Annotated in this window: 21 protein-coding genes; 9 read left to right on the top strand and 12 right to left on the bottom strand. The window is 53.8% G+C overall.

The features are described 5' to 3' along the window. Window positions 1–15: 15 nt before the first annotated feature. The gene (locus Poly59_RS16665; protein ID WP_186776313.1) at window positions 16–540 is read right to left on the bottom strand and encodes an Hpt domain-containing protein; all 525 of its coding nucleotides are present in this window, start codon (window positions 538–540) and stop codon (window positions 16–18) included. A 370-nt stretch (window positions 541–910) separates the two neighbouring features. On the opposite strand from Poly59_RS16665, the gene Poly59_RS16670 reads away from it, so the two are divergent. Both Poly59_RS16670 and Poly59_RS16675 read left to right on the top strand, forming a co-directional pair. Beyond that, window positions 911–1,282, top strand: a complete 372-nt coding sequence (locus tag Poly59_RS16670; RefSeq protein WP_146535358.1) for a response regulator — start codon at window positions 911–913, stop codon at window positions 1,280–1,282. A 52-nt stretch (window positions 1,283–1,334) separates the two neighbouring features. Continuing rightward, a complete protein-coding gene (locus Poly59_RS16675; protein WP_186776314.1) occupies window positions 1,335–1,811 on the top strand; it encodes a chemotaxis protein CheX in 477 nt (158 codons plus the stop codon). Between the two features lie 32 nt (window positions 1,812–1,843). Here the strand turns inward: Poly59_RS16675 and Poly59_RS29610 are convergent, their stop codons facing one another. Then, entirely contained in the window at window positions 1,844–2,068 is a 225-nt protein-coding gene (locus Poly59_RS29610; protein ID WP_186776315.1) for a hypothetical protein, read from the bottom strand. 129 nt (window positions 2,069–2,197) lie between these two features. Here Poly59_RS29610 and Poly59_RS16680 point away from each other — a divergent pair, with 129 nt between their 5' ends. After that, window positions 2,198–3,250, top strand: coding sequence for a methyl-accepting chemotaxis protein (locus Poly59_RS16680; RefSeq protein ID WP_246151711.1), 1,053 nt, complete (start codon window positions 2,198–2,200; stop codon window positions 3,248–3,250). 476 nt (window positions 3,251–3,726) lie between these two features. Here Poly59_RS16680 and Poly59_RS16685 read toward each other — a convergent pair whose 3' ends face one another. Further along, on the bottom strand, window positions 3,727–5,958 hold the full coding sequence (locus tag Poly59_RS16685; protein ID WP_146535187.1) for a peptidase M50: 2,232 nt from the start codon (window positions 5,956–5,958) through the stop codon (window positions 3,727–3,729). A gap of 89 nt (window positions 5,959–6,047) precedes the next feature. Then, window positions 6,048–8,132 carry an efflux RND transporter periplasmic adaptor subunit gene (locus Poly59_RS16690; protein ID WP_146535188.1) on the bottom strand — a complete coding sequence of 695 codons (2,085 nt, stop codon included), beginning with the start codon at window positions 8,130–8,132 and terminating at the stop codon, window positions 6,048–6,050. Between the two features lie 545 nt (window positions 8,133–8,677). Between Poly59_RS16690 and Poly59_RS16695 the strand changes: the two genes are divergently transcribed. Beyond that, window positions 8,678–9,082, top strand: a complete 405-nt coding sequence (locus Poly59_RS16695; protein ID WP_146535189.1) for a response regulator — start codon at window positions 8,678–8,680, stop codon at window positions 9,080–9,082. A gap of 63 nt (window positions 9,083–9,145) precedes the next feature. On the opposite strand, the gene alaS is transcribed toward Poly59_RS16695, so the two are convergent. Next, the gene (gene alaS / locus Poly59_RS16700) at window positions 9,146–11,974 is read right to left on the bottom strand and encodes an alanine--tRNA ligase (protein ID WP_146535190.1); all 2,829 of its coding nucleotides are present in this window, start codon (window positions 11,972–11,974) and stop codon (window positions 9,146–9,148) included. Between the two features lie 573 nt (window positions 11,975–12,547). Between alaS and Poly59_RS16705 the strand changes: the two genes are divergently transcribed. Continuing rightward, a complete protein-coding gene (locus tag Poly59_RS16705) occupies window positions 12,548–14,254 on the top strand; it encodes a proteasome accessory factor PafA2 family protein (protein WP_186776316.1) in 1,707 nt (568 codons plus the stop codon). A 23-nt stretch (window positions 14,255–14,277) separates the two neighbouring features. Here Poly59_RS16705 and Poly59_RS16710 read toward each other — a convergent pair whose 3' ends face one another. Both Poly59_RS16710 and Poly59_RS16715 read right to left on the bottom strand, forming a co-directional pair. Further along, window positions 14,278–15,453 (bottom strand): DNA polymerase IV, encoded by a 1,176-nt coding sequence (locus Poly59_RS16710; RefSeq protein WP_261343504.1) that lies wholly within the window; start codon window positions 15,451–15,453, stop codon window positions 14,278–14,280. Between the two features lie 61 nt (window positions 15,454–15,514). Next, window positions 15,515–16,189, bottom strand: a complete 675-nt coding sequence (locus Poly59_RS16715; RefSeq protein ID WP_146535193.1) for an HAD family hydrolase — start codon at window positions 16,187–16,189, stop codon at window positions 15,515–15,517. 245 nt (window positions 16,190–16,434) lie between these two features. On the opposite strand from Poly59_RS16715, the gene ubiE reads away from it, so the two are divergent. Together ubiE and Poly59_RS16725 are read left to right on the top strand one after the other, a co-directional pair. Further along, window positions 16,435–17,238, top strand: coding sequence for a bifunctional demethylmenaquinone methyltransferase/2-methoxy-6-polyprenyl-1,4-benzoquinol methylase UbiE (gene ubiE / locus Poly59_RS16720; RefSeq protein WP_146535194.1), 804 nt, complete (start codon window positions 16,435–16,437; stop codon window positions 17,236–17,238). After that, entirely contained in the window at window positions 17,235–17,897 is a 663-nt protein-coding gene (locus tag Poly59_RS16725; protein WP_146535195.1) for a UbiX family flavin prenyltransferase, read from the top strand. The genes ubiE and Poly59_RS16725 overlap by 4 nt, the downstream gene beginning before the upstream one ends. A gap of 57 nt (window positions 17,898–17,954) precedes the next feature. On the opposite strand, the gene Poly59_RS16730 is transcribed toward Poly59_RS16725, so the two are convergent. The 5 genes from Poly59_RS16730 to Poly59_RS16750 form a co-directional block, all read right to left on the bottom strand. Continuing rightward, window positions 17,955–18,305, bottom strand: a complete 351-nt coding sequence (locus tag Poly59_RS16730; protein WP_146535196.1) for a hypothetical protein — start codon at window positions 18,303–18,305, stop codon at window positions 17,955–17,957. Window positions 18,306–18,347: 42 nt separating this feature from the next. Further along, a complete protein-coding gene (locus tag Poly59_RS16735; RefSeq protein WP_146535197.1) occupies window positions 18,348–19,316 on the bottom strand; it encodes a UDP-glucuronic acid decarboxylase family protein in 969 nt (322 codons plus the stop codon). Window positions 19,317–19,451: 135 nt separating this feature from the next. Next, entirely contained in the window at window positions 19,452–20,819 is a 1,368-nt protein-coding gene (locus Poly59_RS16740; protein ID WP_246151712.1) for a DUF1552 domain-containing protein, read from the bottom strand. A 1-nt stretch (window position 20,820) separates the two neighbouring features. Then, on the bottom strand, window positions 20,821–23,340 hold the full coding sequence (locus Poly59_RS16745) for a DUF1592 domain-containing protein (protein WP_146535198.1): 2,520 nt from the start codon (window positions 23,338–23,340) through the stop codon (window positions 20,821–20,823). A gap of 276 nt (window positions 23,341–23,616) precedes the next feature. Further along, window positions 23,617–24,081, bottom strand: a complete 465-nt coding sequence (locus tag Poly59_RS16750; protein WP_146535199.1) for a hypothetical protein — start codon at window positions 24,079–24,081, stop codon at window positions 23,617–23,619. Window positions 24,082–24,405: 324 nt separating this feature from the next. On the opposite strand from Poly59_RS16750, the gene Poly59_RS16755 reads away from it, so the two are divergent. Both Poly59_RS16755 and Poly59_RS16760 read left to right on the top strand, forming a co-directional pair. After that, on the top strand, window positions 24,406–25,581 hold the full coding sequence (locus tag Poly59_RS16755; RefSeq protein WP_146535200.1) for a hypothetical protein: 1,176 nt from the start codon (window positions 24,406–24,408) through the stop codon (window positions 25,579–25,581). 108 nt (window positions 25,582–25,689) lie between these two features. After that, a complete protein-coding gene (locus tag Poly59_RS16760) occupies window positions 25,690–26,046 on the top strand; it encodes a hypothetical protein (protein ID WP_146535201.1) in 357 nt (118 codons plus the stop codon). Window positions 26,047–26,054 lie beyond the last annotated feature (8 nt).

The raw sequence follows: 26,054 nt of genomic DNA on the forward strand, positions 1-26,054 counted from the left end.
CGCTGTTCTCTTCGGTCAAGTTTTGGTTGGTTTTGATGCTTTTGATGCTTTTGATGCTTTTGATGCTTTTGATGCTTTTGATGCTTTTGATGCTTTTGATGCTTTTGATGCTTTTGATGCGGAAACGGCAAGCGGTTTGGCAGCAACGGTCGGATTTCCCGCGGCGACGGAACTGAGCGAGTTAGAGAGTTCACTCACGTCGACTTCGTTCGAGTTCATTACGTTTTCGAGCAGCCCACGTAGTTGGTCGGCGGCCTTCAGCATCATGTCAACGATGGCTTTCGTCGGCACCAACTGTCGTTCACGCATCAAGTTGAGAACGTTTTCGAGACTGTGCGCCAGTTCGTTGATCGACGTTAAGGATAGAAAGCCGGCCGCACCCTTGATCGAGTGAACCGCGCGGAACACCGTATTGACGAGGGCGACGTCTATATCGGCACCGCCCTCTTCAATCGTAAGAAGCTGGTTTTCGATGTCTGAAAGATGTTCCGTCGATTCAACGACGAACTCTTGAATGATTTCTTGATCCTCAAATACCACTGGGTACCCCCGTACCGTTGTTTCCAGATGGTTGTGCCCATCGCCATTTTCTCGGTTCGAATACGAAATGTCCGAGATGAACTACTGTCAAATTTGCAACAGGGTTAAGAAAAGACAAACGGAAAGCGTTCAGCTTGCGGATCTTACGGAAATATCCGATTCTTCATTGTTGATTGATTGGGTTCGCTTTGACCCACGTACTTTTTGTCGGTGTTACACAGATCAAGTGTTATGGTTTGACGGGCGAGCAAATTGGGAACCAATGTTTTCAAGTGTTTTGGCAGCAGACACGCAACTTTAGAGAGCTACTCGTTCCACGACCGAAATCCGTTTTTCAAAATTGAACAGAATCTAGTAATCGAGTTTTATGATGAGCCAAAAGGTATTGTTGGTTGATGATTCGGGTGTGATGAGGAAGATCATCCTTCGTGCGCTCAATGCGATCGGAATTTCGGATGTCGTGGAAGCAGCCGACGGTGCGCAGGCACTCGCGTTGTTTGGCGAAGAAAGCTTTCAATTGGTATTGACGGATTGGAATATGCCAAACATGAACGGCCTTGAATTACTAAAGGCGATTCGATCGAGCGGATCAACGACTCCGGTGATCATGATCACGACGGAATCGGAGCAGGGGCGAGTTTTAGAGGCGATTCAGGCCGGCGCCAGCAACTACTTGGTCAAACCATTTGAGCAAGAAACTTTAATGGACAAGCTCCAAAAATACGTTGCGGTCTCCGCGTAACGGGTTGCTCCGATCAGCCGAAAACTCATCCAGCGATTAAATGGGGCAAACCATGAATGACGAAGTAGTCAAAGCGTTCAAAGACTCGACGACCAGCGTTTTTGAAACAATGCTCGGCAGTGAAGTCACCAGCGGCGAAGCAACACACAACCATCAACTCGCTGCTCGCGGTGTTAGCGGAATCATCGGATTGACCGGCTCGATTTCGGGCGACGTCATCATTTGCTTTGACGAGAAAACCGCAATAGCGGCCACTGCAGTGCTTCTAGGGATGGAGCCGGACGGATTGGACGGTGACGTGATCGATGCGGTCGGAGAATTGACGAACATGATCGCCGGAAATGCCAAAGGGCGTCTCGAAAAATACGATTTAAGTTTGGCGCTGCCGACGGTGATTACCGGTACTGGACACCGCATCGGATTTAAATCGGGAATCCAGCCCGTCAGTCTTCCCTTCATTTCTCAGTGGGGTAACTTTAGCATCGAATTAGTATTGGCTGAGGTTAAGGCACTGCAGTTCGGTTGCTAGGGAATCGAGTACTGACTTTCTCGCGGAAGGTGTTACCGATTTTGGTAGCAGGTCATTCGGTGTAAAGTCTTTTGAACATCTTCTTCCATCGACAAAGCCTCTGCTGGCTGATACCAAGCTTGCGGCGCGCCATCTTCAATGGATGATTGAGCATCCGCCTGCTTCAATCCAAGGCGATTTGCTGGGCAAGAAGTATCGAATTCTTCTTCGCATTCGCTACAACGAAATGCCGGCCAAATATTAGCCGATTGTTTCACGTTGCGCGTACCTTTTACTTGCTCACATGTCAGCTCCCGATCATTTAACGGAATGCGCAGGCGGATTCGAGGGTCTCGAAATGCTGTCTATCTCTCTCCAAAATGATGAAATTCAAATCTGCAACGAAAATGTGTTGCATATTTATTGGTGAACAAGTTTGGTTTCTGAAGAAGGACGATACAATGGCGACGGCGGACATGATTGAAAATACAAGAGACGTTCGCAGTGGCAAACTTGTTGAGGTGCTTGCAAACGAGAACGTGCAACTAAAGAGCGGATTGGCTCGCATTCAAGCAAACCTTGCCGAGTCGGTTTCGATCAACAACGAAAACACCACCAACTTCCGGCAGATCGAAGACAACTGCCGGCAGCTCTCAAGTGAATCTGAATCGATTCGAGCCGAGATCGGCGAGTTTAGTCATGCGGTCACTCAAATGCGCGCGTTGGTAGAGCAAACCGACCAGCAGTTGATGGGAATGCACAAATTTGTATCTTTGATCGAGGACGTAGCGTCCCAAACTAACTTGCTTGCGCTCAACGCGACGATAGAAGCGGCGCGAGCGGGCGAAGCGGGTAGGGGATTTGCCGTTGTCGCGAGCGAAGTGAAAACGCTCTCGCGTGAAACACAGGCGGCAGTCGCAAGTATTGGCGAGTCCATCGAGAGTATCCAAAAGAAATCAAAGCAAGTCGCCGAACAGACACGCGCTCTCGATGAACGCAGCGCCCAAATTCGTGACAAAGTGGCCGCGTTCAATCAACGCATCCACGAAACCAATGAAAACAACGTCGAAGCGACCCAAAAGGTCAGCGGTGCGAATGATCGAGTCTTTATGAGCTTGGCGAAGCTCGATCATATCATCTGGAAAGTAAACACGTACCTAAGCGTGATCGAGGAGAAGCCGACGTTCACCTTCGTTGACGACCACAATTGTCGTTTAGGTAAATGGTACTACGAAGGAGACGGACAAACATCGTTTTCAAGCTCATCCGCCTATTCGGGGCTCGAACGACCGCATGCTGAAGTGCACCTGGCAACCAAACGCATCTTCGAGATTCTCGAGTCGGGAGTGTCCGATAACGGTGCCCCTCTGGTTCGTGCACTCGATGCGATGGAACAAGCTAGCGTCGGGGTTTTTGATTCGCTTGACAAAATTCTGAGTCAGAAATCCAATTCGATGTGAATGCAAGCGACTGGATCCTTCAGAAACAATTGGAAACTACCAGAGCTGTTTCCATCATTTTTATCCATTTGACTTTCGGCTCTGCAGCCAGTTTTTTTAGTGAGCGTGTGTCGGTTAAACGAAAGATCAAAGGCGACGACTTTGTCTTCGATTGTGTCGACCGTCGTTTAATGCTCTTCGAGAATCTGGTCAGACGCAAAGAACGCGGCTCGAATTAGCTCTACGTTTTTAATGGCTGGTGAGAATCGTATCAAAGCTATCGAGGGTTTGGTTCCCCGACAGGGTATTCGAATAGACAATTGTTGCTCGCACCCGCGTCCGCAGAGGCTTTGGGTCTGCTAATACCTGATGCTGTCTAGTCGACGCTCGGTTAGAGCGGGCTGACGGTGGATTGGCTTCGGAGCTGATCAATGTTAGGTCGCTAGCTTGCCGCAGATAAAATCTGCGGGCGGTCGACGTGAATCGTCGGTCGATATTTAGCGGAATCGCAAAAGGCTGCTTAGCCAGCGAGAAGTTCGGCGAGCGAGCGATGTTTTTGTGGCTTCGATTCGGGTGTTGGCTAGGGAACCGGTTAGCGCAGGGATTTCGTCGGTTAGGTTCAGTTCGATTCGGACCATGTATGAGGTGGAAAGGGGGGATTGGGATCTGGCTGCTGCGACATCGTCACGACGCTGCGAGTTCTGGTGTTCTTCCCACTCGGTGCGGGCGATTTCGATGACTGTTCCGGTGAAAATTTTCGATGGTGCCGATTCCATTGCCAACTTGACCGCAGCGCCGAGCGAGATTCGCTCCACTTCGTCTTGTTGCAGAACGATTTCCGCATCCCAGCCGTCACCTGGCAGTACGCTCATCAGTTCGTGGCCGGTTTCCAAGTAGCAGTTTGCGTTTTGCGGGTCCGTCGGATACCCGGACCAACTGACGAGGTGATTGGAAAGCACCGCCTTTCGGTCATCCGGGCGTCTTGGTGCGGCAATCAATCTGCCGGTTGCCGTGGCTTTGATGGTCAGCCCGTCATGCCGACTTTGGTGAGTCGCTAGTTGGGAGGCCAGATCTATAAGCAATGATTGCTGGGCGGGCAGTTCGTTGGCGATATCAGGATTGTCGATCGACGCGTGATGCATCGATTCGACGGTTGCAAACTGAGTCGCATGCTTTCCCTTGGCCTTGATGAACGCGAGTTCGATGTCGCTGTTTTCGAGTCGTGCGATCACGTCGCCCGACTCGACCAAATCGCCGGGCCATTTTTCGAGCGATCGAAGCGACCCGGCTGTCGTTACGTAGATAGGATTTTCTTGGTGAGGAACGATTCTGGCCTCTGCTGATACGCCAGACGGGAATGGGTAGAAGGCTAGCCAGATCAAGCCGATGGCAACGACACCCGAAATCATCAAGCGGTTCATCCGGATGTGTTTCCTACGTGCGGGGTTACGAAAAAAATTAATTGGATTACGGAGTAATGTGAACAGCATGCCTCCAACGGCAAAAACGCATAACAGCAAACCAAGCGATTCAAGGCCGTAGGGACGCAATAGCGTTGCCAGTAACCAAACGATCGCCAAGGTGAGTGACCATCGGTAGACGAACGCAAGGACTGCGTAAAACATCAACCAAGACGACTCGGTCTTCGAGATCATCACGTCTGGCAGCTCGTCGACACCCATCGTCGCTTTCATCGCGTAACCGGACAACAACCGACGCGATCTTTCGCCCAAGTTGGGAACGTCAACCAGATCCGATAAAACGAAATATCCGTCATAACGCAGCAGTGGGTTAGCGTTAAACAATACTGTGCTGACACTGCAAACCAACATCACATTCATGGCGACGTAATGAACCAATCCCGGCGCAGTCGATGCCCAAACGATGGTTGCAATTGACGCCAAGATGACTTCGGTGCCGATGCCCGCCAATCCCACCGCGGCTCGTTGCCAACGGTTGGACAGCATCCACGAGTCCGACGTGTCACAGTACAGTGCCGGTGTGAAGACCAACAGCATTGGGCCGATCTGGTGACACTCGCCGCCAAAGTGCTTGCACATGACTGCGTGGCCCAATTCGTGCATCACCTTGGTTCCGCCAATGACGGCGGCCAAAATCAAGACGGCTTCCAAGCGAATCCATCTTCCCATCGCTGGAAACTGTCTCATGAATTCATCAAAGTGCAGTCCGAAGACGACCACGGCAAACAGCACTAACACGATTGCCGCCGCAGCGCCGGCCTTGTTCAACATCGGTCGCATCGCCGGATACAAGCGGTCCAGCAGCGGTGCCGGGTCGACCCCCGGAAAGCGAATGAACAGCAAACTTGAAAGGTGTCCGATTCGCTTCTGTGCTTTCTCTTTTCGGTTGCGCTCACGCAATCGATCGCCTTGCAAAGCAACGTCCGAAATGGTCAGCCCCGACTGATGCAGACGGAACACTAAATGGTTTAATTCGCCAGTCGTTACCTTCTGTGGCGCATAGGTTGATTCGTAGTCACTGCGAATCTGTTCCAAGGTCGTGTTGCCGTCCAAGCGATCAAGGACAAAATACTCGTCCGGACGCAGGCGGTGGTACTTCATCGCGACCGGGTCTTTCACCACGATCGCAGAATCGTGCTTGTGCCGCGTTTCGACCACCTTCAAGTCCAACCGTTTGCGCACAAGCAGAGGTCGGCCGCTGTCGGCAGCCTGCGGTGCGGTCGGCGGGATAGGACGAAGCTTGTTCACGGAATGAAATCAATCGAAGGCAGAGAAATCGATCATGATGTTGATCCGTGGATTTCGAACGGATGCACGAGAGTCAGTGGGGAATCACTCTAGAAGTAGAACAGGATGTTACGGTGTACAAAGTCAAAAACGTCGCCAAACCAGCTTCTTAGGATCGATCGTTTTCCACACATGACTTTAGCGGTGATATCGGCTCCGCTGCGCATCGTTTCAATGTTGAATGTTTCGAAACGATCCGTGTCGCTGGGTTGCAGTTCGATGGTTCCGCCGGCGTCGATCACGTATTGACCGTTTTCGTCCAGTCGTGACGCCGTCGACATTTCTTCTAGTTGGGCAACGAATGAGGACTCGGGAAGTGTTGCGACTGCAAATTCGATCGGTAGGTGTGGATTTGACTTGCGGGCGTCGATGACGGCACCCGCATCACGATCCGGAATTTGCATTTTCAGTGACCATGGGCCATCCGGATTGACCACAGAAACCAGCACGTTGCCTCGCGTGATCGGGCGATCCGACAGTCGACGCTTCAGTTGCCATCCGACGATATTTCCGTCGATGGGGCTGGTGATGAAGAGTTCCTTTTGCTGGGTTTCCAAGATGGCCAGTTGACCGCGCAGATTCGCAAGCTCGCTTTCGACTTGCCGCAACTCAATTGCCATTCGGCTAGACTGAGCCGGATCCGCATCGCTGCTGAGGCGGACGGATTGGATGGATGCAAGTCGCGACGTTGCCGTCTGGATTTCGCCGGTCAATGCTTCGGCGCGGCTTTCCAATTCCGCGTTTTCAAGTTCGAACAGCATGTCGCCCGCTTTGACGGTTTGTCCATCCGTCACATGCAGCGTTTTCACGGTGCCATCGATCGTCGCAAAGACATCACGCCGTAGCGATGGTTCGGCGGTCCCTTTCGCGATTACGTGATGGTCGATCTGAATCACCATCGATGCGACTAGCAACGCGACGATTGCGGTCAATCCAGCGACAACCCAAGGCCAGCGGCCATCGCCGACCAGTCCGCCGACGGACTTCCATAGGGAAAGCCCGAATACACGACTGTGTTCGCGTGAGTTTCGCAGCGCAAGGGTTGCCTCGGTTGCCACCACCGTCATCGGCAAATTGATCGATGTCGGAACTTCGCCCGAAAAATACTCTAGGACGATCACACCGATACAGTCTCCGTCGCCACTGAGCGGATCAAACGAAGTGACTTCGGTTTCATCATTTTCACTTGATTGGCCGAACCAATACAGTGGCAAAACGATCGCGGAGTTGACTCCGGTTTCGTCCAAATATGTCTCTAACGGATCCTGGATTTGCGGAGGCAATGGATCGGAACCTGGCAATACAAGCGGGCGCGACATGACGACGGCAGCATTCACCATTCGCTCGGCCGATCGAATGGCGTTGCCGCGTTTGTCAACCACTGCGACTCCGCTGACCGCGGCCACTTTGAATCGACTACCGCGCGAGACCAATACCGTGGTTCGGTCACAGTCTAATAATCGCCGCGACTCGTTTGCGATGCGATAGCACGTCGCATCGAGATCAAGGTCACGATGCAGCCACTGTAGCGATCGGTGTCCCGCCAAGCCGGGATGGGGCGCCGGTGCAAGCGTTTGCACAGAATCTGTACTTTCGGCAACCGACGGATTCGCGATCAACTGAGGAAAGGTTCGCACAACGGATCGAGTGGCTTCGCCGTACGACTGCAGCAATCGAAGATCACCAATTTGCGTCATCGCCGAAGGACGACTTTCGATGGGATACAACAGAATCAGCGCCGCCCGATCAGGTGACGGTACGATCTCGATTCTTAGCCCTCTTGCCACGTCGCTTTCGCTTGGGGAATCGGAATCCAAATCGAGCGAGAGGTTGCAGGCGACGGGCGCGACGGTCGCGGTCGACAAAAGTCCTTTCAAATCGGACCGAGTGACTCGTTTAGATAACGATTCATCTTTGACCAGCATCATCGGTGCTGGCCAATGAGCGGCTTCGATTGCGACGAGCCCACACTGCAGACTTTCAACGATCTCAGCGGCAAGTCGTTTGTAAAAATCAGTCCGGTCTGCCGCAGCATTGGCCATCGCCGCAACGCGATCATAAATCACGCTGGATCCGGCAACCGTTTGATCTTGCCGACTTTTCGACGTTTCGGTGGTCTCAGATGATGTGCTCAAGGCAGCGTCAACGTCGGCGGGAATGAGGTAAGCGGATGGAAAGGCCGTCGAAAGTTTCCTCTCAACCTAGTTCCGGCTAAGTGCAACGAATGCTCGAGCGTACCGGTTTGGTGACCAAAAATCAACAAATTGCGACGAATGCGCAGCTTGTCGCGATTGTGTTTAAAGCACCACGTGGAACCGAGTCCGTAAATCAGGATCTTGCAGGGCCCGGTTAGTCGGTTGGTAACGGTTGCAATGCCCGATTGTTCACTGCCAGAATCCGTTCCGCCTAGGAGTGAACTGATCGGATCTGTCACGACACTGTGCGGTAACTTGGTCGGCTTGACGGCGTGACGCGAAGGCTTGGGAAATGGTGATGGTCAAGCTACAATCTCGCGGTTCACAAACGGACTGGTTCACGCCTTTTCAGATCCCAGAATGACGCGTTTAGGGCTTCGAGTTCTTGCCCACGCAGGTTGACGTTGGCAGTACGAACGCGAATCGAACGAAGTTGATTTCAAATTTTTATGGCGATTTGAAGTTCTGTTCTTTGGAGACGATCGTTGAGACAGCCAACTGAGAGCGAAGAACCATCAAAGCCCGAAACGATCTTGGTGGTCGATGATGACCCGCTGGTATGCCGAGCTACATCACATTTGGTGACGGTAATTGGCTATTGCGTTCGGATCGCGGACAATGGTGACGAGGCGATTGAAATCGTCAAGAATACGCCCACGGAAATCGACGCCGTGCTGATGGACGTTTCGATGCCGGTGATGAATGGGATCGAATGTTTTGAAGCACTCATGAAAATCTCGCCGACATTGCCAGTCATCTTGATATCGGGTCATCCCTTCGTCGCGTCTGAATTGCAACGTCTGAACGATCTCGGCTTGCGCGGCTATCTAAAGAAGCCGTATCGGATTGCAGATCTTGAGCCAATGTTTGTCGAAGTGTTCGGCAAGTAAACCTGCCGAGCAAAGCATGTCATCCTTTGCTCGGCGATCCGTTGGCGTGTTGCCCTAGCAGATCTACTGACCAAGCATGGTTCGCATTGACGATTTTGCGGTATCCAAGGCGGTCGGCAACTTACTGGGGTCGCTGCCGCCGGCTTGCGCCATATCGGGACGTCCACCACCGCCGCCGCCGACGATCGCCGCCGCTGCGCCAACCCAGTCACCCGCCTTCAACTTACGATCAACTAAGTCTCGACTCAGTCCGCCAACCAATAAAACTTTGCTGCCCGTAACGGCAGCCAACAATATCGCGGTTGGTTTGTTCGCTGTTTTGCGAATCTGGTCAATCAATCCACGCATGATGTTTGGATTGGCGCCGGGGACTTCTGCCACGATAACGAGTGTGTCGCCCACACTTTCGCCACCTGCGATCAAGTCGTCAGCCGAAATTTCGCTGCTAGCGCTGACTTGTTTCAGTTCGCCGACCAGTCGAGTTCGTTCGGCCAACATAGCGGACAAACGTTCGGGAACGTCATCAATCGAAACGTTTAGCCAACGAGTGATCGTTCGCACGGCCGTTCGAATCGAGTTGTAGTCGGATGTGTCCGTCTTTTCGCCCTTTCCGTCGTACTTGAAGGTGGGCGAATGATTGGTCGCCTTGCCAGTGGTCAGGCCCTTCTTCATTGCTCGAACTTCTTTGATCAACGCGTCGGCAGCCATCATCGCATCGGCTTCGGTGCAAGCAAGTGCAGTCGCGACCTGAGACAGCAATTCACGAGTTTGAGTGCGATGCTGCTTAGCCCGCTGGCCCGTTAACGCTTCGATCCGGCGAGTGCCCGTTGACACGCTTTCTTCGACAACGACTTCGAAGGCTTCAACATCGGCTGTGTTCGTCAGGTGCGTGCCCGCGCACAATTCACGACTGAACTCACCCATCGAAACCATACGGCATGGATCCGGATATTTTTCGCCGAACAACATCATTGCGTTCGCTTGGCGAGCATCGGCCAGCGAAACCGTGTCCCAGCGAATCGGTTCGCCTTTGGCAACAAATTCCAACACTTCCTTCTCGATCAGAACGAGTGTCTCGTCCGGGATCGCTTTGGGATTTGTAAAGTCGAATCGCAACCGGTCGGCTTCGACTTTGCTGCCCTGTTGTTCGGCATGTCGGCCAATATGGTTGTGAAGCGCGTGGTGCAGAATGTGAGTGGCCGAGTGCGCGCGGGCCAATGATTGGCGGCGTTCCGTATCGACTTTAGCCTCGCACTTTGCATCTTGCTTCATCGATCCCCGTGTTAAGACGCCGTGATGAACGATCAGGGCGCCGTGCTTCTGCGTGTCGGCAACTTTGAATGAAAAATCATCGTTTTCGATCACGCCGGTGTCGCCGATTTGGCCGCCCGATTCGGCATAGAACGGCGACTGGTCCAGGACAACTCGCAGCGGTGTTTTGCCTGGCGAGTCAATGTGTCCCATTAGCTGGCCGTCGTCGTCTTTGCCACCTTCGCCCGTGATGATTCCCTTGATCGTCGATTCTGCTTCGGTAGCGTCATAGCCAACGAAGGGCGTCACTCGCAGGGCTTCTTTGAGTGTTTCCAGTGGCCCGGTTTGGAACAGGACTTGTTGGTCGCCGCCGCTGACGGTGGCGTGTTCATCCATTGCCGTGCGGTAGCCTTTCCAATCGAACGTGTAGTTCTGCTCCGCTGCAAGGGTTTGTACCAATTCAGGCGGCACACCGTACGTCGTTTGCAGATCCGCAGCATCGGCGCCTGGCACCATGCTTTGCGAATCTGATTGCATTTGTTTGAACAGACGTTCGATGCGGGTCATGCCGCCATCGATCGTTGCAAAGAACGCTTTTTCCTCAGCCTCGATCGCTTCGGCGACTCGCGCCGTGGTTTGACCAAGTTCCGGATACGGGGTCTTGTGAGTTTCGGCGACCGCTTCGACCAGTTTGTATAAGAACGGCTCGCGCAAGTTCATCTGATATCCGTCCAACACCGCGCGGCGGATCAACCGGCGGATGACATACCGAGCGTCTTTGGCACCGGGGTAAACGTTTTCGTGAATTGAAAACACACTGGCACGGGCATGGTCGGTGATCCGGCGCAGCCGTCGGCTATTGTCGTTGTTGTACTCGTACTTGACTCCGCAAACCTCCGCGGCTGCTTGCACGATCGGGAACAGACTGTCGATATGAAAGTTTGTCGGCACGCCCTGCAGCACGCTGGCGGTCCGTTCTAGCCCCATCCCTGTGTCGATGTTCTTGCTGGGCAAGGGACGCAAGTTGTCGGGCGGATTGCCGGAACGGTTGAATTGCGTGAAGACCAGATTCCAGATTTCGACTTCGCTGCCGTCTTCAAGGTGGTAATAGATTTCGCTGCACGGACCGCAGACTCCGTCCGGGCCTTCGCTCGGCGCGGAAGCTGGCCAGAAGTTTTCGTCTTCGTCCATCCGCGCGATCCGGGCATCGGGCAACCCGATCTTGTTGTGCCAGATTCCGTGTGCTTCGTCGTCGTCTTTGTAGACTGTCACTGACAGACGGTCGCCGGGGATGCCGAGCCATTTTTTGTCAGTCAGAAATTCCCATGCCCAGTGAATCGACTCTTCTTTGAAGTAATCACCGAACGAAAAGTTACCCAGCATTTCGAAGAACGTGTGGTGGAACGCCGTCCGTCCAACGTTGTCGATGTCGCCGGTTCGCAAGCACTTTTGGCAGGTGGTCGCTCTGGTGAAATCCAACTCAACTTTGCCAAGGAAGTGATCTTTGAACTGATTCATGCCCGCAGGCGTGAACAGCACCGACGGATCCCAAGCGGGTACCAAGACGTCGCTGGGGCAGACGGTACAACCCTTGGTTTGGAAGAAGTCGAGGTACTTTTGGCGCAGTTCGTCAGTTTTCATCGTCAATGACAGATTCGTTTTGTCGTTTCAGTGGCCGTGGAAAGGCCAGATCATATCGAAAAGGACCGGATTGTTGGAATGCGTCTGCCGGACAGACTTGAAAGCCTCGAAAATAGTTCCTCGGAAGGTGGCTTCGGGCGGCAGCTGGCCTGGCCACGGTTGGCTCGGGCTTCGTCGCCCTGGATGCCGTTGGCAGAGTGTGCCCGGGATGGGGGAGATAGGCAGATGGGGAGAGAGTTTGGCTGCGATTCACGATTTGGATGGCGGAATCCTAGTGGAAAGAGGCATCTGAACCGAAACTTGGGGTGTGATTGTTTGGTTTAGAAAGGTTGGTTTGTGAGGACGACGGAAACTAGGACGCGGAGCCGGAGGTTCTGGGTTTTGCGTTTGAGATTGCCAAACATTCAACTGACAGACTGCGAATCACGCCCGAATGAAACTTCTCGAATCCGTTCGGACGGCTACAATGATCTAGCCTTCCGTCGGTTCCTTTAATCCTGCCGCCCCCAAGATCGCTTGTCCTCTGCCGCGTCCTATCCCGACCCTACTGCCGGACCTGAAAAAGAGGAAAGGGTGAAGCGTGCGCCAAAGGTGCGGTTGCGTCGCAATTCTCCTCTGGTTACGCGTTTAGTCGGGCTGGAAACCGAATACGCTACATTGGTCGCCGATAACCAGAATCTGACTCAGGCCGATCTGCCACCGTCTCAGTTGGTGTACTCGCAAATCTGCGAAGCGATCCGCCGCGATCAGCCAACAGTGTCGGGACTTTTCGATAGCGAGCAGATGTTCTTGGCAAGCGGCGGTGCGGTCACGTTCGAGTCGCATCCGTCGATGTATGCGTTGCCCGGTGGATTGGTCGAAATCGCGACGCCTGAGGTTCAGAGCCCCGATGACTTGTTGGCTTGTCAGCGATCGATCGACGAGCTAGCCAGTGACGCGACGGCGGATTCGGAAACGAGTTTCGACTTGCGAATCTTGAAGAACAGTTCCGATGCGCTTGGCCATGTTTATGGCTGCCACGAAAATTATGAAGCAGAAGTCGCATCGGGAATCGGGTTGGTCGTCTACCGCGCGTTTGTGCTGTTGATGTGGGGCATGCAGGTGATCAGCCTGATGTGTTCGTTGCCGCTAATGATGCTTACGTTTTCGGCGGTCAGTATTTCGAGGATTTTGTCGCGGCAAGAATCGTCGCATGAAGAAAACGAACCGCATGACATTTTTGAATTAGTGCCAACCTGGATTTCGACATTGCTGGTCGGCGGGCTGCGGCTTGTGCATCTTCCAACGGTGATGGTTTTGCGATTCGTGGCCCGGCATGTCGCCTTCCGCGTTCAACGTCGTTACCTGTCGGCCATGTTGGTGTCGCGCGTCGCGATTTGCGGTTCTGGCAATTTAGATCCCGACAGCCGGTTTTGCTTGAGCGCGAAAGCGATGGCAATTGACGCTGTCGCCGACATGGGCGGTTTCCGCGGCGAGCGACCGATCTTTGTTTACGGTCATTGGCTGGGGCAATACTGTGCCAAGTCGTTCCTGTCGCTTGGCTCGACTCGTCAGATGTTTAACCGTCGCCAGCGACTGCAGATTGGATTGTCCGATTCGAACATGTCGGACTTGGCCGAGTATGTCAAAGTCGGATCCGTATCCCTGGTGCTAGATATGCTGGAGGCGGGTGAGACGACTGGATTGCCGGTACTAAATCGACCCATCGAATCGCTCAAGCGGATTGCGAGCGATTGGAATCTCGTTTCACGTGTTCCGACCAATCGCGGTGAAATGTCAGCGATCGAGATTCAACGCGAGTTTCTGCATGCCGCCGAAGCCTTTGTCGATGCGACGCCCGCGAACATGCGAGGCGAAGCGCCGCTGGTGGTTTACCGATGGCGTGAATTGCTTGATTCCGTCACGGCGTTTCGCAAAGACTTTCACGACATCGAAATGGGACTCGGGCGCGTGGACTGGATGACAAAGCGATGGTTGATGGACCAGCTTGGCGATGACAAGCCCTGGGCCGCCAAAAAGAAAATCGACCTGCGCTATCACGAACTGTCCCCGGACGGATATTACGTTCAGTTCATTGCAACGCGACCGGATTTGCGATTAGTCGATGACGACAACATTGCCCGGCGTCGCAAGTCGCCCCCGGCAAGTTCACCTGCCGCTCGCCGCGGTTGGCTGATACGCGAATTCGCCGATAGCGACGAACTGCTGCAAAGCGAATGGACATATGCCATGATCGGTCGCGGTCGCCGCAAACGCCGCGTCGACTTTTCCGGACAATAACGCCAGCATTTGCGTTAGATACGCTATTTCCGGTGAATCCATTGATGGCTGGTCGCTCGGTAGACGGCTTGTTCGCCGATTTTGTCTCGCAGTTGATCGACGATCTTATCGACCTCTCGCTGGTTCGTTTCGCCCTCGGATTGATCGAACAACGATAATTGCTGAGGAGCGTTTTTTCCGCTCAGTGAACCGACGGAAACGCCAATCAATCGGACAGGACGCGGTTCTCGCTTTCGCATCTCGACGAGCATCGATTCGGCCACTCGGTAGATTTCGGCGGTCGAATGAGTCGACGTTTTCAGAGTGGTGGACTTGGCAAATGTTTGAAAGTCATCGCGGCGATACTTAATCGAAACATTCTTGGCTTGCCGTCCGTGCCGTCGCAGACGCCGCGTGACTTGTTCGACCAAGTAGCTGACCACGGCTCTCAGCATCGTTTCGTCTGTCATATCGTCGGCGAAAGTTCGTTCGTGACTGATTTGTTTTGCGCTGCGGTCTGGGACAACTCGTCGCTCGTCGATCCCGTTGGCAAGTTTCCAAAGGTGTTCGCCCCAAGAGCCCAGTGAACGCTGTAAATCGTCGAGTTTGCGAACACGCACTTCGCCGATCGTTCGCAGCCCCATTCGATGCAGACGTTCTTCGCCTACTCGACCGACGCCCCAAAAACGAGACACCGGCAGCGGATCCAAGAACCGAATCACGTCGGCAGCAGCGACTTCGACAAACCCGTCGGGCTTGTTCACGTCGCTGGCGATCTTCGCAACGAATTTGAGCGGCGCTACGCCCACGCTGGCCGTCAGATCGAGTTCCTTCCGAATCTCGTCTTTGATACGTCGGCCAATCGTTGCTGCGGGACCGAACAATCGCTCGCTGCCTGTCACATCCAAGAATGCTTCGTCGAGTGATAGAGGTTGAACCAGTGGCGTGTAGCGGCAGAAGATGGCACGAACTTGCCGACCAACTTCGGCATAGTGTTCGATTCGGCTTTTGACAAAAACCGCCTCGGGACAAAGCTGGGCGGCCCGTCGGCCTGGCATCGCGCTGTGAATTCCAAACCGGCGTGCTTCGTAGCTGGCTGCGGCGACGACGCCTCGTCCAGTCGAACCGCCCACCACGACCGGGCGACCACGCAGTTCAGGCCGGTCTCGTTGCTCAATCGCGGCGTAGAACGCATCCATGTCGATGTGCAGAATCATCAGGTCGGTACTTCGCCGGTCAGAGAAATTTGCAATCCAGGATGCTCGTCTTGCGATCTGTTCGTTACTGAGTCAGCCAACGCATGATTTCGGGCAAGTTAGTCAAATCATCTTGAACGGTTAGCGGTGATTCGCTTTCCAGTTGTTCTCGCGTCTGCCCGCCGGTGCAAACCGCGATGACTTTCGCTCCGATCGCATGTCCGCATCGAATATCGGCGACCGTGTCGCCAACCACGATCAAATCGTCGGCGGCTGCGGATCCGTAACGGGATACCAGTTCCGTGGCCGTGCGTTTGGCGAGTTCGTTGCGACAGGAATCGTGGTCACCGCCGAAAATGCCGCGAAAGAAACCGCTCAGTTCAAAATGCTGCAACTTGTGTTGTCCGGTCTCATGAAAATTACCCGTCATCACATAGGGACGCAGCGACTGATCGCTGGCGACCTCCTTCATCAGCGGAAGGACACCGGGCATTAATTCTCCGCCAACCTGGTTGAGCGTTTCCGGAAACAGACGAACATAGTGAGCACGTAGCCGATCACGGTTGGATTGGTTGTCGACCAATCCGTTCAACAGAAGTAGTTCGGTCAAAATCGATCGATCCGTTCGGCCACCAAATTGAATGCCAATATTCGGCGACTCGATCCCGAATCCGTGATACATAGCCTGTCGCAATGTCGCCGCGCCGCCACTGTGAGTGACCAACAGGGTGCCGTCGATGTCGAAGAGAATCGTTTTCATGCGCTAATGGTACGCTTTTGTGGCGATCTTGTCGCCGAGCGTTTGGGGGGCCATTCGCACCCAATTCCAGACCGTATCCAAGCCGTGTACCCAGGCCGCGTCCGCCGCATGGGGCGTATTTGTTGGGCCACGGGTTCATGGGTGCTTCGGGCGTGTTACGAAGACGGGTAAGATGCGGTTAATCGCCTGAAACATTGACGACCGGGTGATTGCCGCTGACACGAAAGAGCTGGAAAGAGACATTCATGACCGCAACTGCCGCCCAAGCTTCTGAGACAAAAGAATCGACCGAGGCCGTCGACAAGAGCAATCCAAGGGTGCGGGAGATGTTTCGCCAGATCGCGCCGCGCTACGACAAGATGAACCACGTTCTGTCGTTAAATATTGACAAGTATTGGCGTGCCCAGGCCGTCAAACGCCTTCGCATGGTGCCCGGCCACCCGATTCTGGATACTTGTACGGGAACGGGTGATTTGGCAATTGCGATTTCCGCAAAAGCGGATCCGTCGGTTGAAGTCGTCGGCAGTGACTTTTGCCATGCGATGCTGGAAATCGCGAGAGAAAAACGAAACCCAGCCAAGTCCTCGTCCCGAATTGATTTCCTAGAAGCCGATTCCCAATCGTTGCCGTTCTCTGACGATACATTCCAGTGTGTGACGGTTGCGTTCGGATTGCGAAACGTGGCGGATACAGACAAGGGACTGCAAGAAATGGCACGTGTTTGCTTGCCGGGTGGCCAAGTGATGGTTTTGGAGTTTTCGACGCCGCGGACGATCGGATTGAAACAGGCCTACGGTTTCTACTTTCGCAACGTGCTGCCGCGAATTGGCCAGTGGTTCGCGCGTAACGACAAGTCGGCGTATGAGTACTTGCCCGAGTCGGTTGGGCAGTTTCCGGACGGGCAAGCGCTGGCCGATCGAATGACGGCCGCCGGGTTGATCGACGTGAAGTTCAAACCGTTGACGTTTGGTGTCGCGACCATTTACGAAGGTACCAAGCCGGGTGAGTTGCCAGCGCCAGGGATCCAAACGCCAGGGATCCAATCGTGAGCGAATCTCGACTGCCGATCGTGGTTGCGATCACGGGCGCGAGTGGCGCGATTTACGCTGCACGTTTGGTCCAGTTGCTGTGTCGGACCGATCATGAAATCCATCTGACGATCAGTCTTAGTGGGGCAGCGGTGATCAAGCAGGAACTTGGATTGGCGTTGGACGTTAGGCGACCCGATCTAGCCAGCCTGTTTGGGTACGTGCCGTCATGGACGACATCCGACGCGATCAAGTCGAACGCGGAATACGCGGCAAAAGTGTTTGCTGGTCGAGTTCGTTATCATCAGCACGATGACTTCATGACCCCGATCGCAAGCGGTTCGTTCCGAACACAAGCGATGGTAATTTGTCCGTGCAGTGGCAGCACACTTTCGGGAATCGCACGCGCTGCGGCATCAAATTTGGTCCAGCGAGCTGCCGAAGTCCATTTGAAAGAGCATCGCAAACTGGTGATCGTTCCTCGCGAGACACCAATGAGCGTTCTGCAGCTCGAAAACATGCACCGTATCGCGCAGGCAGGCGCGGTCGTGTTGCCCGCAATGCCGGGGTGGTACCACGGCGTCGAATCGCTCGACAGTCTGGTCGACTTCGTTGTATCGCGAATCCTCGATCAGATCGACGTCGACAATTCGCTGATGAAACGTTGGGGCGAAGCTTAACGTTTCAAGAGAACGCAACCGCTGACCGAAATTTAAGCTGCCGCCGAATACACGCAATCACTTGCGACGATAGGTGATTCGGTACTCGGTTTTGTCGGTCGTCGTTGCGGTCGCATGAGCGGTATGGATCTGGGCGTCGCCACGATTACCGTCATGAGCAGATGCGTTGTTTTGAATGTGCTCGTGAGTGACCAGCCCGATGACGGTTTCTTCCTCTCGATCGATCACGTATCCACCCGGGAAATGCTCGTTCATCAACTCGACCGCTTTTTCACGGTTTCGTTCGCTGTTCGAGGGCATCGCAACAACGCCGACATCCGGATCTTTGAATACGTAACGCGCTGATGAACACCCAACGAATCCACAGACCACCGCGATTGCGGCGGCAAGAACGAAGCGTCGCTCCATGACGATTTCTTCCTCTCAACTAACAATGATCGGTTCAGCGGGCTACGAATAGTTGGGCGTTGGTGGGCGATAGTCGCCAAGATCGATTGAATTGAACCAGTCGATTGTCTTTTGAAGTCCTTCGGCTAGCGGAATCTTAGGTTCCCAGCCAAGTTTCTCTTTGGCTAGTGAAATGTCCGGTCGGCGGCGAGTCGGGTCGTCGGCCGGTAATGGACGGGTCACTAATTTGCTCTTTGAACCTGACAGTGCGATCACTTGCTCGGCAAGTTCGCGAATCGTGAATTCAACCGGGTTACCGATGTTCACAGGCCCCACAAAATCATCGACGTTCATCATCGACATGATCGCGTTGCAAAGATCGTCGCGATAGCAGAACGATCGAGTTTGGGATCCATCGCCGAAAATGGTGATGTCTGTGCCCGCCATCGCTTGGCGAATGAAGTTCGACACGACTCGGCCATCGTACGGATGCATTCGTGGGCCGTAGGTGTTGAAGATCCGTACAATTCGAACGTCTACTTTGTTGCTGCGGTGATAGTCCATGAACAACGTTTCGGCGACCCGCTTGCCTTCGTCGTAACAGGCGCGAGGGCCGATTGGATTGACACTGCCGCGATAGCTTTCAACTTGTGGGTGCACTTCGGGGTCGCCATAGACTTCGCTTGTGCTAGCCTGCAAAATTCTAGCCCCGCAACGTTTTGCAACGCCCAACATGTTGATCGACCCCAGGACGCTAGTCTTGATCGTTTTAATGGGGTTGTATTGGTAGTGGCCCGGGGCGGCGGGACAGGCCATGTTGTAGATCTGGTCGACCTCTAGGAAGATCGGCAGTGTCACGTCGTGGCGAATCAGTTCGAAATTCGGACGATCCAACAGGTGAACGACGTTCGATTTTTGGCTGGTAAAGAAATTATCCAGACAAATGACGTCGTGCCCTTCGTTAACCAATCGTTCACAAAGGTACGAACCGAGGAAGCCGGCGCCGCCGGTGACGAGAATCCGTTGAATCATGACTAGCCGAGATCGTAGAACAGGTGATCGAAAACGCACAGACAGAAGCGTAGTCGATTAGGCCGTTTACAGAAATATGAACTGATGATTCAGCGGATTTGGGGCCAGAATGACTCGAATGGCCCCGTTTAGGACTTACGCAAGTTCCGTTAAACGTCCACTACTGTCACCGATCGACTCAGCCGGCGTGCCCATTCCGTCCAGCATCGAAAGGAACAGATTGCCCATCGGGCGTTCAGATTTCGGCTGGATGAACCGGCCAGTTTTGAAACTTCCGCCACCACCACCCGCCAAAACAATGGGTAAGTCGCCGTGATCATGGCGATTTCCGTCACTGATTCCGCTGCCGTAAAGCACCATGGATTGGTCCAACAAAGTACCGCCGCTAGGATCGGAAATCGAATCCAGTTTGTTCAAGAAATACGCAAACTGTTCGACCAAGTAGCGATCAACGTTGCGAAGGTTCTCGACCAAGTCTTCACTGTTACGGTGATGGCTCATTTGATGGTGTCCTTCTTTGACACCAATTTCGGTGTACCGCCGACTACCGCCTGCGTTATCCAGCATCAAAGTTGCCACACGTGTCGTGTCGGTTTGGAAACCGAGTGCCATCAAGTCGTACATCAACCGAGCGTGTTCGCGGAACGCTTCGACGCGGCCAAAGGGAACCTTCAAATCGGGCATCGCCTTCTGGTCATCTTCTTCGGCACGCACAATCCGCGTTTCGATTTCTCGAACGCTTGTGAAATACTCGTCTAGTTTGCGTTTGTCCGACTGTCCGACTTTCTTCATTAGTCGCTCAGCATCGACTCGCACCACGTCCAGAATGCTTTGACGCTCGACATTGCGTTTGCGATTCTCGTTGGCGTTTCCCTTGCTGAACATTCGCTCGAATGCCAACCGCGGCGTAATCTCTTTTGGCATCGGCTGAGTTTCGTTGCGCCAAGAAATGTTTGACGAGTAGGCACAGCTGTAGCCTGAGTCGCAGCTTCCGCCGCCGCGATTGGTTTCCAATCCAAGTTCAATCGACGGCAACCGAGTTTGGTTGGCCAGATGAGTTGCCGCGACTTGGTCTACCGATATGCCAAGCCGGATGTTGCCGCTGGTCTTAACCGGCCGAGCAGCTGTCAGAAAAGTGGACCCGCCGCGTGCGTGATCGCCTGCACCATCGCCGTTCGCACGTCCATTTTCGTGAGCCAAGTTCGTGATCACGTTGATCTTTGACTTCAACGACTCCAGCGGTTTGAGTGTCCGCGAGAGTTGCCAGTCGTTTTCGGTTCCGGTCGGTTTCCAATCGGGCATGATCGCCCCGTTTGGAAAGAAGATCATCGCCATGCGTTTAGGCGATTTGGTTTCGCCTGCAGCAAACGCGCTTTTGGCCATCGGCGTCATGGATTCCAGCATTGGCAAACCCAAGGCCATTCCCGTACCACGCAGTAGCGTCCGGCGGCTGAGCTTTGCACCCGACATCGAACCGGCATTGTTAGTCGTTGGATCATTCATTTCAGTTCAATTCCGTTTCAAGGTTCGTGTTTGAATTCGAATGCGCGGACGTGGTGGTCTCGTTACCTGGTTCGATCCAGTCATAGTACTGGAACGGCGGGCTGAGGATCGTTTCAAAGATCAAGTCGCCAAATCTAAAATCGTTCTTAGCGGTCTTTTCGATGATCGCATCAATCGTGCAGCGATCCGAAGGCGTCAATTCGCGTCCCAATGCAAACGTTAGCAATCGCGAAGTCGCTGTCCTTGCGAACGACTCGGACTCCGTCGAGCCCAACAATTTGCTTAGTTCGACCGCTCCATTGAAATTGCGTCGACCTGGCATTTCGCCGCTCGCATCGATCGGCTTACCGCCATCGGTCGTACGGAAACGCCCGACGGCATCGAATTCTTCGAGCCCAAATCCCAACTGATCCATCACCCGGTGGCATGACGCACACGACGGATCAGATCGGTGTTGTTCGAGTTGCTCGCGAAAACTTAGACCTGCGGAAGACGTTTTTGCTTCATCAATCTGTGGAACACCGGGCGGTGGTTCCGGCGGAGGCGTGCCGAGTACGTTTTCCAGAATCCACTTTCCTCGGCCGACTGGTGAAGTTCGGTTTGGGTTGCTCGTCAGTGTCAAAACACTGGCGTGCGACAGGACACCTCGCCGTGGCATTCCGTCGAGAGAGACTTTTTCGAACTTATCGTTCTTCAGCTTCGAAACAATCTCTTTCGGCATCGCATAATGTTTTGCCAAGTCCGCGTTTAAGTAAGAATAGTCTGCGGTCAGCAATTCACTGGCTGGACGATTCATTCGCAGGACATGGTCAAAGACCAGTTCGGTTTCTTTGGCCATTGCCGCCTTGAGCGCAGGTCCAAACGTCTTGAACTGAGTCGTGTCGGCTTCGTGTTCGGCTAATTTTCGCACGCCCAACCACTGTGACGCGAACTCGGACGCCAGCGAATTTGATTTTGGATCTTTCAACATCCTTTCGATTTGTTTCGGGATTTCCTTTGGCGTCAGCTTCCCGCGATCAGCCAGATCTAGCAGCGTTTCATCCGGCATGCTGCTCCACAAAAAATACGAAAGTCGCGTTGCCAATTGGTGCTGGGTTAGTGCCACCGGATCGGATGCGTTGTTCTGTTTTGCGAGTTCATCTTCGTCGGGTGTTTCGACTCGGAAAAGAAAACGGGGAGACACCAGCACGGCGGCGACCGAAATTTGCAAGCCGCGGTAATAGCTTTCACCCCGCTCCTTCGCCTCCAGCGCCAAGTCCGCATACCTTGCCACTTCTTCGTCTGATACCGGCCCGCGGAAAGCGCGTCGCATCAGCGGTCGCAAACATTCTTCCGCAGATTCATCAACGTCATACCAACTGCTGCCACGGCGCGGCGCGACTTTGCGAACAATCATCTTTTGCGTTGGCGGAAAGGCTTCGTCGGGTAACTTGGCCGGACCAGTCAAGCTCATGCTTCGAAACATGACCGAATACTCGCCCAAGTCGATGTCGCGATCAGGTTTTCGCGGTGTCTTTAGTGCGTCCGTGGTCGACTTGACCCAGTCCGGGTCAAGCGAGTCGAAGTCTTTTCGATAGGTCTTGCCGATTTGAAGCGGTTCATCTTTATCGAAATAACAGATCATCAATCGCCGACGCCCGGCGGCAAGGTTTACTTTGATTTGCCCGCTGCTGGCTCCACCGCCGCCGCCGAAGTAGCCGAGCTTCATCGTACCGACGAGCTTGCCGGCATCGTCGAAGACAGCTGCAATTCTGTCTCCGGATTTCTTTTCTGAAACGCCGCCGCGAAATTTCAGCAAGTATTCGCCTGGCATTTTCACATCAAAGTTTGCCCAAACAAAACTGTCGGGCTTCATGAATCGGCCAAAGAAACTGCCGACCTTCAAGTCGCCGTGACTAAGCAGTTGGTCGCTGGGGCGGTCTTCGTCAAGTTTTGCGATCGTTTCGGGGTCCACAATCACCGCCGCCGCAACTTGCTCGGCCGCCGTAAGGTACTTCTCGATCATCAACGGAGACATCGACATCACGTCGCCGTTGTTGTCAAAACCAGCACCGGTTTCGTCGGATGGAAATTGATCGGCGGGACGCAAATCCATACCAAACAAATCGCGAATTGTATTGTTGTATTCGGTTCGATTGAGTCGCCGTGCAGTCACCTTTCCGGGACGTGGACGCAGATCACAGGAAACCGCAAACATCGTTTCGTCCAGCGACTTGACCAGAGCTTTACGTTCCTGGTCGGTGGGCAGGTCCGAGTCTTCCGGTGGCATGGCGCCAAAACGCACCATTTCCAGAACCCGTTGCATCGAGTTGGCACCGCCGTCGACGTCGTCGAAATTCTCGAAGCTGGAAAGATCCCATTCGGCTTCGGCGTTGTCCGCGTTGTGGCAGTCGATGCAGTATTTCTGCAGCAATGGCCAACCGACAGTTTTCCAGTCATTCGTTTCCGCGACCGTTGTTTGATCGTGTGACAAAAATGCCACGATCAATGCGGCAAGCGAAACGATTCGAAAATCGATCACAGCGGCGGAGCCTTGTGGTGAGTGGCTGCACCGATTCGATGTCGGTCAGTCAACTTCTGTAAGGAAGATGCTGTGAGACGACAGGTTCGAAGGCACGACGCCAGCGGTTTTGGTGGGGAAGAATGGTGGGACGCTGAAATACAACGCTGCACTCATTATAGGGAAAATTCCCCCGTTGACCAGATGAAACTCGCCACCAAATCGTCGCGAAGCCCAGTGGTCAACCTGAATCAGGCGGACCCGCGCGTCGACTCGAACCGCAATTTAGACCGCTACTTACACGCCGAAAACGCTAGCAGATTCTTCGATTTTACGTTTCAGTTCTGTATTTTCGCTCTTCAGCTCTTCCAATTGAGCCAGAACGATGTTGAAGTCGTCGGCGGCTTCCAACCAAAAATCGCCGGTGCGGAACTTGATCGGGCCAGTTTCTTTGTTCTGGGCCAGTGATCGCAAGGCGGTGCGTAGGCGGTACATCGGGCCGGCAAATCGGTTGCTCAGTTTCAGCGAGTCACGCAGGAAGACGGGCAACAGCATCAACATCACAAGGATAATTGGCGTCTGAGCCTTCAGCGACGACCAAGCGGAATCCAAAAGTGGTTGATCACCAGCGGTGAAGATCACGCGGACCAGGGTGCTAATTGCAACCAAACAGACCAGAAACATCGTCCAGTGGCCGGCCAATCGTCCGGCAATCGTCCATTGAACTTTTGGATCTACAAGGATTCTTGAGCGTTCGTACATTGCTTGTCTGCTGTTAAGTAAATGTCTGCGAATTTGTGAAGCAGGGCCGTCGTTGCCGTTGGTCCCGATTCCGTCCGTACAAAACCGTAGCTTTCGGATCGTGAAACTGACGTTGGTTTTTTTGATTCTCTTCAAGTTCCTCAAAAGGCGGTGCTGCAGGCCCCCCTGTGAATCGTCACATTCGGAACGACCGGCTTGATCCGAGGCCGATTGAAACAATCGTGCTGGCGCCGGCCGGGTAGCCGGGACAGTAGCGAGTGATGTGCCGATTGTTTCAGATGCCCGGTTGCAAGTATCGAAACGAATAGACGAAGCGAAAAAAACATGAGTGCGATCGAAACGAAAGACCTTTGCTGCACCGAAGTCCGTTCGGCTCCCCGGATGCTTCGGTCCCGTGTGGCCAGTTTGGCTACGATCGGCTTCGGCTTAGGGATCTCGATGGCTTCTGCGATCTGCCTCGATGCGAACGCAGAGGAATATCATCCGATTGAACGAGCCGGACGCTGGTCCGGAATCGGATGGGGCGATGGATATCATGCCTGCAAGAGTTCCGGCGTCGGTATTTGCAGCGACCTGCCGCCCCGGTCCTATTCCGCCACCTTCGGTGACCAGACGTCTCGAGGTAACGCTCATGCGCACGGAGCCAATCGGTCGGACCGTTACCCGACCTTTTATGATCGATTTGACGCAGGCCAGATCGTCGAGTGCAATTCGGTCGGTTGTGCTACGACTCTGTGTGATTCGGCAGGCTGTGACTCGGTACGTTGCGACTCTAATGGCTGTGATGCGGTCGGATACGGGACGGCGACAAGGGGCAACGAGTTCGGATACAACTCACCGGGCATTGAATCGGCAGGACGCGGTGCTGTCGCAGAGTATTCGGTCGAACGTGAATCAGTTGCGCGTCAGCCAGCTGCACGCGACGCATCGAAACAGCTTGCGAACAATGGCGATGTTTTTTGGTTTGGTTCTGCGAACCAGGACTCCGTTTCCAATCCTTCCTACGAAATGAACTTCGGCGAGCACACCTCGCGATCATCCGATTCAGTGCCTTCGTACGCGTCTGCGAAGATTGCTACAGCAGTTGATCCGATCTTGGAAAAGTCCTTGGCGATGGATCCAGGCGAACTGACTTTGGCGACTCCGGAACCGCTTCAGAAGCCAATGATTCGGCCGACTGAATCTAAGACGTTGCTGTTGCCACCGGTTCAGCAAATCGCCCGCCAAGAACAGGAAGTCGTGAAGCTGCCAATCACGGTTCGATCAAGCGATAGCCCTGCGCGAATTGAATTGCAAGTCATCGCCGAGAATGTGGAGGCAACGTCGACTCGGGATGCCATTGCCAGCACCGCGCCTGTGAGGACAGCGGTGGCAAAGCCAAGCCGTCTAGCTCGACCGACTCGAATCCCGTTTACCCAAGCAACGGTCGAAGCGACCAGCGATTCCACAGGTGATGGGATGTGGTTGAAGCCTGCGACGAACAATCCATTCGTCAAATAAGGTCGTGCAGTTTCTTAGTCGTTTTCTTTCTGGCGCTTAGCTCACTCTGCACTCTTCAACGAGAGTGTGAATTGAAATGGCATGACACGTTGCTGTCGGAGAATTTGGATGGCGACTGAACCTACCGTTGATGTTTTGCTGGACAGGTTTAGCCAAGAAGCGATGTCGGTTTTCTATCCATTTCTGATTGTTTCGGTGGTCGATCGAAACGGATCGGCGTCACGAGAACAGATCGCGGGGGAAATTTCCAAGCTAACACGTGGTGCATTTTCGTGTGAACCTGCGTCGCACAACCGACAAGTTAGTCGTCTCGAAAAAACGTTTCGGCTGATTGAGCCCGTGAACAACGAAAAGAACAGAACGCTGGTGCAATATCGACTGACCGCAAAAGGTAAACGCTTGTACGCCGAGTCGCTTGAGCAAGTCGTCCATCCGCTGCGGAATGTACTGAAATCCCTAGACTGACTAGCTGT

The sequence above is a fragment of the Rubripirellula reticaptiva genome, from assembly GCF_007860175.1.
GTDB classification, from domain to species: Bacteria; Planctomycetota; Planctomycetia; order Pirellulales; family Pirellulaceae; genus Rubripirellula; species Rubripirellula reticaptiva.

Bases quoted from the DNA above. Each gene is read 5' to 3' on its own strand.
- Poly59_RS16760 (WP_146535201.1), top strand. From the start codon at position 25,690: ATGGCGACTGAACCTACCGTTGATGTTTTGCTGGACAGGTTTAGCCAA.
- Poly59_RS16735 (WP_146535197.1), bottom strand. From the start codon at position 19,316: ATGATTCAACGGATTCTCGTCACCGGCGGCGCCGGCTTCCTCGGTTCG.
- Poly59_RS16750 (WP_146535199.1), bottom strand. From the start codon at position 24,081: ATGTACGAACGCTCAAGAATCCTTGTAGATCCAAAAGTTCAATGGACG.
- alaS (WP_146535190.1), bottom strand. From the start codon at position 11,974: ATGAAAACTGACGAACTGCGCCAAAAGTACCTCGACTTCTTCCAAACC.
- Poly59_RS16715 (WP_146535193.1), bottom strand. From the start codon at position 16,189: ATGAAAACGATTCTCTTCGACATCGACGGCACCCTGTTGGTCACTCAC.
- Poly59_RS16730 (WP_146535196.1), bottom strand. From the start codon at position 18,305: ATGGAGCGACGCTTCGTTCTTGCCGCCGCAATCGCGGTGGTCTGTGGA.
- Poly59_RS16675 (WP_186776314.1), top strand. From the start codon at position 1,335: ATGAATGACGAAGTAGTCAAAGCGTTCAAAGACTCGACGACCAGCGTT.
- Poly59_RS16680 (WP_246151711.1), top strand. From the start codon at position 2,198: ATGTGTTGCATATTTATTGGTGAACAAGTTTGGTTTCTGAAGAAGGAC.
- Poly59_RS16670 (WP_146535358.1), top strand. From the start codon at position 911: ATGAGCCAAAAGGTATTGTTGGTTGATGATTCGGGTGTGATGAGGAAG.
- Poly59_RS16740 (WP_246151712.1), bottom strand. From the start codon at position 20,819: ATGAATGATCCAACGACTAACAATGCCGGTTCGATGTCGGGTGCAAAG.
- Poly59_RS16755 (WP_146535200.1), top strand. From the start codon at position 24,406: ATGAGTGCGATCGAAACGAAAGACCTTTGCTGCACCGAAGTCCGTTCG.
- ubiE (WP_146535194.1), top strand. From the start codon at position 16,435: ATGACCGCAACTGCCGCCCAAGCTTCTGAGACAAAAGAATCGACCGAG.